The sequence below is a fragment of the Acidiferrobacter sp. genome, assembly GCF_054609335.1.
The window spans coordinates 1-7046 of record NZ_JBTRWP010000086.1; the positions used below are offsets into that span (position 1 = coordinate 1).

At 61.1% G+C, this 7046-nt stretch carries 7 protein-coding genes; 6 read left to right on the plus strand and 1 reads right to left on the minus strand.

Going from position 1 to position 7046, the window contains the following annotated elements:
- Window positions 1-141: 141 nt before the first annotated feature.
- Window positions 142-1572, minus strand: coding sequence for a group II intron reverse transcriptase/maturase (gene ltrA, locus ACYCTF_RS13870; RefSeq protein WP_461284320.1), 1431 nt, complete (start codon window positions 1570-1572; stop codon window positions 142-144).
- A 500-nt stretch (window positions 1573-2072) separates the two neighbouring features.
- Here ltrA and ACYCTF_RS13875 point away from each other — a divergent pair, with 500 nt between their 5' ends.
- The 6 genes from ACYCTF_RS13875 (at window position 2073) to tnpC (ending at window position 6992) form a co-directional block, all read left to right on the plus strand.
- On the plus strand, window positions 2073-2444 hold the full coding sequence (locus ACYCTF_RS13875) for a hypothetical protein (protein ID WP_461284321.1): 372 nt from the start codon (window positions 2073-2075) through the stop codon (window positions 2442-2444).
- A gap of 5 nt (window positions 2445-2449) precedes the next feature.
- Window positions 2450-2647 (plus strand): IS66 family insertion sequence element accessory protein TnpB, encoded by a 198-nt coding sequence (gene tnpB / locus ACYCTF_RS13880; protein ID WP_461284322.1) that lies wholly within the window; start codon window positions 2450-2452, stop codon window positions 2645-2647.
- Between the two features lie 290 nt (window positions 2648-2937).
- Entirely contained in the window at window positions 2938-3135 is a 198-nt protein-coding gene (locus ACYCTF_RS13885; protein ID WP_461284323.1) for a hypothetical protein, read from the plus strand.
- The gene (locus ACYCTF_RS13890) at window positions 3113-5203 is read left to right on the plus strand and encodes a recombinase family protein (protein WP_461284324.1); all 2091 of its coding nucleotides are present in this window, start codon (window positions 3113-3115) and stop codon (window positions 5201-5203) included. Before ACYCTF_RS13885 ends, ACYCTF_RS13890 begins: the two co-directional genes overlap by 23 nt.
- Window positions 5204-5211: 8 nt before the next feature.
- A complete protein-coding gene (gene tnpB / locus ACYCTF_RS13895; protein ID WP_461284325.1) occupies window positions 5212-5439 on the plus strand; it encodes an IS66 family insertion sequence element accessory protein TnpB in 228 nt (75 codons plus the stop codon).
- 20 nt (window positions 5440-5459) lie between these two features.
- The gene (tnpC, locus tag ACYCTF_RS13900; RefSeq protein ID WP_461284326.1) at window positions 5460-6992 is read left to right on the plus strand and encodes an IS66 family transposase; all 1533 of its coding nucleotides are present in this window, start codon (window positions 5460-5462) and stop codon (window positions 6990-6992) included.
- Window positions 6993-7046 lie beyond the last annotated feature (54 nt).

The window sequence follows — 7046 nt, forward strand, 5'->3', positions numbered from 1 at the left end:
AAAGGACCCTGACCTCATGACCTTTCTGCGCGCCTTGTAGTCAGAATTTATGTGGCGTTCAATTCGTCTAACCCCGTTACCCGTATGGGTTTCTGGGTTGGCCGCCCCATTTTTGTGGACGCCACATAACGCATCCGGCTCCTACCTTGAGTATTTGGCGTCAAAGCGTTGGTAAGGGTAAGGATGCACGATAGTAGCCTTTGGTATCCAGTGATCGGCGATCTTACCGAAACGTTCCCAATTCAGTCGCTTGCGTTGACTGCGCCGACAGAGCGCCCGGTACCAACGAAGCCGTACCTCGTAGCAGAAAAGGCTCAGAGCGGTACCATTCAAGGGGACACCATAATAGTTCAGATGACCTTGAACGACGCTGCGAAGCCAAAAGCCCGTGGCGCGGATCGGGTGGTGCAGGCGCTTTTTCAGCTCTTGGCTTAGCACCTTGAGCTTTGCCTGTAGGCGATCTCTGCGCGTTTTGCGGTGAATCAGGAAACGGCCTTGACGGCTTACCCCACAGATGTGCGTAAAGCCCAGGAAGTTGAAGGTCTCGGGTTTGCCGAGGCCCCGCTTCCTGTTCTGCTCATGGGCGAACCTGCCGAAACGGATCAGCCGGGTCTTGTCGGGGTGGACTGCCAGACCGAATTCCTGAAAACGGACTTCAATCTCGCGCCGGAAGCGACTGGCGTCATCAGGGTTTTGGAACCCCACGACAACATCATCGGCATACCGTACCACCACGATCATTCCCCGGGCGTGTCGCTTACGCCATTGCTGCACCCAGAGATCAAAGACGTAGTGCAGGTAAACATTGGCCATGAGCGGCGAGACGACCGCCCCTTGCGGGGTGCCGATCGTGCCCAAGACTCGGTGGCCATGTTCATCCAGCACGCCGGCCTTCAACCACTGGCGCAGAAGGCGCAATAGACGCCTATCCTGGATACGGTGTTGTAGGAATCGGAGCAGCCATCCGTGTTTGACCGTGTCAAAGAACTTTCGAATGTCCATGTCCAATACCCAATTCACCGGCTTACGTTCGATCCCTACGATCAGGGCATCGAGCGCGTCGTGCGGGCCCCGACCGGGACGAAACCCGTAAGAGAATCCCAGGAAGTCGGTTTCATAGATGGCATTGAGAACCGTCACCACCGCCTGCTGGACGATTTTGTCTTCCAGGCAGAGGATATTGAGCGGTCGCTCGCTCCCATCTTCCTTGGGGATCAGGACCCGCCGCGCCGGTTGCGGGCGGTAGGTCCCGTCTTGCACCCTGTGGTGAAGCCGTTCCAGGTTGACTCTTATCTGTGTTTCGTACTCCGCCCACGTGACCCCATCCGCCCCGGCCGCCGCTTGGTGGGACAGGGCCCGAAAGCTCTGCTCCAATAGGTCGACGGTCAGGTGGTGCATGAGGCTCGTGAACTGTCGGGTCTTATCTCTTTTTGCTGCCTTGCGCACAGCCAGCAGACGTGACGTAGTGCTCTTCCGGTTCTGAGCCCGGGCACCGGCATCGTGTTGGCTGTTCCTCTTGGTCAAGGCCCTTCCCTCCACCCATTCCGCCTCAGATTTCGCTGTCTTGTTCATAGGTTTCCTCGGTACTACGACCTTGTCCGACTCCCCCACCGTCCGACACGGCGTATCCCCACCGGGGTTCCCGTGTCGCTCTGTGCGACCACAACTCTTCGCCCAGAGGCCGACGGGGGCCTCCCAGGTTCCGTACACTGAACGTCTCCGCATGCTGAGGGTCTTCGACCCCGCGGGGTATGAAACCCGACTCACCGTATCGTCTGGCTTCACCGTGGCCTTCCGCTTCGCTTAACAGCGTCGGCACCCCGATTTACTCAATTTCGTGGCTCAATACCTCGCCTACGGACTCCCCGACTAACACTTCACGTCCCTGGTTACCCAGGACCGCGCATAGCTTGGGGCCAGAGCGGGCGGCTACCCTTACTCCGTGCGGGACTTGCACCCGCTATTCAGTGCCAGCTTGTCCTGGCGTACTAAGCGCTCCATAGACCCCACCCTGCCGCAGTTCCCCTGATCCCGTTACGCTTCCCTCCCACCACATTGATGGAGGTAGGCAAGTGGCGAAGATCCGCAGTAATGAGGCTTGGCTAGATCTCTTTGGCGAGTACGAGGCAAGCCCTGAGAGCGCGCGCGACTTCTGCGCCCGACACGGGCTTCGGTTGACGTACTTCTATCGGCGTAGCCTGGAGCTCCGCGGGCGTTCGGCAAGCCGCCGGGGGCGAGAGGTAAAGCGTGTCGCACCCCCCGCGGCCCTCGTGCCGGTGACAGTCGCGCCCCGGGGCCTGCCAGCACCGATCGGCCCCAAGCCAGGCGGCCCCCACTGCGTAGGCGATACGGTCACGCTCATAGTCGGCCAGGCTACGATGACGTTGTCATCTGCGGTGCCCCCCGCCTGGGTGGCCGCCCTCCTTATGGCCCTGGAGGCGTGATTCCCATGCGGATGTTCATGGAGCCGCTGGCTGTGTACCTGCACCGCGAGCCGATTGACTTCCGGGTGGGGATAGACGGGCTCGCTATGCGGGTGGAGCAAGAGATGGCCTTGTCGCCTTTGACCGGCGCCCTTTTTGTCTTCACGAACCGCAGGCGGAATCAAACGACATTCACCATACCGATCGCAATCCGTCGTTGTTGAGTATCGTTGGCACCCGCTGCATGGTCAGCGGCTGCGACTTTATCGCCGTGTTGGTCGTGGAGTCGACGACATGGTACATGTCGAAGCGCCATCTGGGTTATCGCGCGAGATCCCCTCGTGGATGTGTGATGCCCCGATCTGCGCAGCCATGGTACTCGGACCACCACAGCTTTCCATTGACGCCTTGAATGAGTTGCATGCACTGCTGTCGTCGCACCAGACGGGCCTATTGGCAATCTCTGGGTCAGCGGGTACATCATCGGATATTCCCCATAAGGAGGACCAATCCGATGACGCGATGGACACAGGTATCGAGGCGTCAACTCGCCCTGTTTCTCGAACCCGAGATAAAACACCCGCTGCCCGAGGAGGCACACGAGGCACTGGTGGCCATTCTGGCCGAACTGCTGCTCGAGGCACTCGGCACACACTGCCACGAACCCAGAAACGTACAAGGAGATGACAATGAACCAGAAGATTACATCTGAGCACCTCGCCCGCGGTGCCATCGTATACGTTCGCCAGTCCACTATGGGGCAGGTGCTTGAGCATACCGAGAGTCAGCGTCGGCAGTACGGACTGGCCGAGTCGGCGCGCACACTGGGATTTGCCCCGGTCGTTACCATCGACGACGATCTGGGGCGCTCTGGCTCCGGCCTCGTTGAGCGACCGGGCTTTCAGAAACTCGTGGCTGCTGTCTGCGGCGGATCCACGGGCGCAGTGTTCTGCCTCGAGGCCTCGAGGCTTGCGCGCAACGGTCGGGATTGGCACCACCTGATCGATCTGTGCGCCTTGACCGCAACCCTCGTCATCGATCCCGAAGGCACCTACGATCCGCGCCTCGTCAACGACCGGTTGTTACTGGGTCTCAAGGGGACGATGTCGGAGTATGAACTGTCGTTATTGAGACAGAGAGGGCTTGCAGCGCGAGATGCGAAGGCCCAGCGCGGGGAGTTGCACTTTGCTTTGCCGCCCGGGTATTGCTGGGACGAACTGGGCCGCATCGATATGGATCCGGATGAGCGTATCGCCAACGCCATCCGGCTGGTATTCCGCAAATTCCGCGAACTTGGGAGTGCCCGCCAAGTGTTACTCTGGGCCCGTGACAATGGGGTGCAACTGCCAGTGGCACGCCAGAGTCCGGCAGGCCGTCGTGTGCAATGGAAGGCGACCCAGTATCACAATGTCCGGGAGATATTGGCCCATCCTCTCTATGCCGGTGCCTACGTGTTCGGCCGCACCGGTCAACGCACGCGGGTCCAGGACGGGCGGGCACACAAGACTGTGGGGCACGAGAAACCAATGGCCACGTGGAACGTCTTGATTCGAGATCATCATCCGGGGTACATAAGCTGGACCGAGTTCGAGGAAAACCAGCAGATGCTCGCCGAGAATGCCCATATGAAAAAGCGCATGTCGCGCAAGTCCGCTCGCGGGGGTCGGGCGCTGTTGACGGGCCTAGTGCGCTGCGGCCGCTGCGGGCGGATGATGCGCGTGTTCTATGGCATGCACTCCGGTCATGCACACCGTTACCAATGCCCCGGCGACAGCGATCTGGCGGGCGTCGCGTCTTGCATCGGCATCGGGGGAGTCCGCGTGGATCGGGCGGTCGCTACGGCAATCATGGAAGCGGTCTCCGGGCATGCCGTTTTGGCGGCGATCCACGCCGCCGAACATGTGGCGCGAGCCGATGAGGACCTCCGGCAGGCCATGACGAACGCACTCGAGGAAGCGCGTTACGAGTCCTTGCTGGCTGCGCGTCGCTACGAGTGCGTGGACCCTGCCAAGCGGCTTGTTGCACGCGAGTTGGAAGCCCGCTGGAACACGAGCCTTGAGCGCGCAGGAGAGCTTGAGGAGCGCCTGAAGGGCTTTGACGAGCAAGCCGCCCATCGTCCTAGAATCGACCTTGCAGCGCTGATGGCGCTTGCGCAGAATTTGCCGGCCGTGTGGAACACACCCAACACCGATGCCCATACCAAACAACGGCTCACCCGCGTCCTGATCCAGGAAGCCGTGATCGACCTGGACGAGGCGTCCCACGAAGCGGTTGTCACCGTTCACTGGACTGGCGGTCGTCACACCGAGATTCGGGTCGCACGCACGCGCTGCGGACGTTATCCCGAGGACCGTCGTCCCAGTCCTGTTGTGGTGATGCAAAAGATGGGCGGCCAGTGGCCCGATCGGGAATTAGCAGTGACGATGAATCGTATGCGCTGCCAATCCACTGAGGGGAAATCTTGGACAGCCATGCGCGTTCGTGAACTCCGGGAACGTCTCGGGATCGCCCCCTTCGACCCGACAGCAACCCAGGTCGCTATGATCAGTGTGGAAGAAACAACGCGGCGCCTGGATATCTGTGTGAGTTCCGTTCATTGGCTCATCCGCAAGGGCATTTTGCCGGCTACGCAGCTCATGCCTTCGGCGCCATGGCAAGTGCCCGTGCTCGCGCTGGAATCGGAGGCCGTCAAGATAGGCGTGCGGGAAATCGTCGCTCGGCGCCCCCGCAATTTTGCGGTATTACAAGACGAAAAGACCCTAAAGCTTCCTGGCTTTTGATAGGAGAGATGCATTATGAAACTCGCTTCCGTGACCGCGTGAAGATCCTCTACTGGGATCAGACCGGCTTTGCGCTGTGGGTAAAGCGCCTGGAGGCGGCGCGCTTTGCCTGGCCCCGGAAGGTCTCCGATCCGGTGTGGACGCTCACAGAAGACCAGCTCCAGTGGCTGCTCGCGGGCTACGACATCACGCTCATGAAGCCGCATCCCTCCTTGGTGTATCAGCGGGTTTCTTGAGGACAAAAGCGATTATTTGCGTGCAATATCGCTTCGATTATCGTATAGTCGTGGCTATGACGGACGGCATACGGGACACGGCGCTCCCCAACGATATCGAGGCCCTGAAGGTCTTGATCGCCGTGCGTGACGAGGCGATCAGTGAGCGCGATGCCACGATCGAACGCTTGACCCGCCATGCCGAACGCCTGCAGGAACAACTGAACCTCGCGATCGCGAGGCGCTATAGCGCGCGCAGCGAGAAGGGCCCAAGCCCACAGATGGGGCTTTTTGATGAGGCCGAGGTCGAGGCTGAGCGGGAGGCCCTCGCGGCCGAGGAGGCCCCGGTCGTCGAGAGCGTGGTGGCAGGCCACATCCGTAAAGCCCGCGGGTACCGCAAGCCCTTGCCGGCCGCTCTTCCCCGGGTGGATATCATTCACGAGCTCCCCGAGAGCGAGCGTCGGGCTTCCGATGGGCAGCCGCTGGTGGTGATCGGCGAAGAGGTGAGCGAACAGCTCGACATCGTGCCGGCCACGATCCGGGTATTGCGCCATGTGCGCCTGAAGTATGGGGTCCGGAAGGATGACGCGCTGGGGGTGAAGATCGCCCCGCTGCCCCCGCAACCGTTACCGAAGACCATGGCAAGCCCCGGCCTGCTCGCCCATATCGTGGTGGCCAAGTACCAGGACGCCTTGCCCCTCTACCGCCAGGAGCAGATCCTGACGCGGATCGGGGTGGATCTCCCGCGGGCGACGCTCGCCCGCTGGATGGTGCAGGTGGGCACGGAATTGATCCAGCCCTTGATCAACCTCCTGCGTGACCGGCTCTTGGCCTACGACATCCTCCAGATGGACGAGACCCCGGTGCAGGTCTTGAAGGAGCCGGGCAAGATGGGCCATGCGGCCCACAATGCCGCCGAATCCAAGTCCTATCTGTGGGTGCAGCGGGGCGGACCGCCCGGTCAGCCCATCATCCTCTTTGACTATGACCCGAGCCGTTCCCAGGAGGTGCCTTTGCGCCTGCTCGAGGGCTTCCGGGGCATCCTCCAAACCGATGGTTACGCCGGTTACGGAGCGGTTGTGCGCGCCCAGGGGCTCGTCCACGCAGGGTGCGCCGCCCATTGCCGGAGGAAGTTCGACGAGGTGATCAAATCCCAGGGCAAGCACCGAAAGAAAGGCTTGGCCGAGGAGGCGCTCGCCCAGATCCAGGCGCTCTATCGGATCGAGAAGGAGGCGCGCGATATGGGGCCCGAAGACCGGCAGCAGTACCGCGCCCAGCATGCCAAGCCCCTGTGGGACACCCTCCGGACCTGGCTTGATATCCACCGCCCCGGCGTCCCGCCGAAGACCGCCTTGGGCAGCGCTCTTATGTATCTGGCGAACGAATGGGACAAGCTCGTCGTGTATCTCACCGATGGGCGTATCTCGATCGATAACAACGTGACTAATGCCGTTAACGGCATTAGTCACATTATTCCGCGTCACGGATTATTCCGCCTCGCCCCGCATGGAGAGAGATTTTGGGCTTGTTGTCAGGCATTAGCAGACCAGCCCCCTGTTCGTGACGCGGCATAATCCACGTGGTCTCCTGAGTTCGGCAATGGTGCCAAACCAGGAGAAGCCACATGG

What these genes read in the sequence shown, in the direction of transcription:
- tnpB (WP_461284325.1), top strand. Translation starts at nt 5,212, where the DNA reads ATGCATTATGAAACTCGCTTCCGTGACCGCGTGAAGATCCTCTACTGG.
- ACYCTF_RS13890 (WP_461284324.1), top strand. Translation starts at nt 3,113, where the DNA reads ATGAACCAGAAGATTACATCTGAGCACCTCGCCCGCGGTGCCATCGTA.
- ltrA (WP_461284320.1), bottom strand. Translation starts at nt 1,572, where the DNA reads ATGAACAAGACAGCGAAATCTGAGGCGGAATGGGTGGAGGGAAGGGCC.
- ACYCTF_RS13885 (WP_461284323.1), top strand. Translation starts at nt 2,938, where the DNA reads ATGACGCGATGGACACAGGTATCGAGGCGTCAACTCGCCCTGTTTCTC.
- tnpB (WP_461284322.1), top strand. Translation starts at nt 2,450, where the DNA reads ATGCGGATGTTCATGGAGCCGCTGGCTGTGTACCTGCACCGCGAGCCG.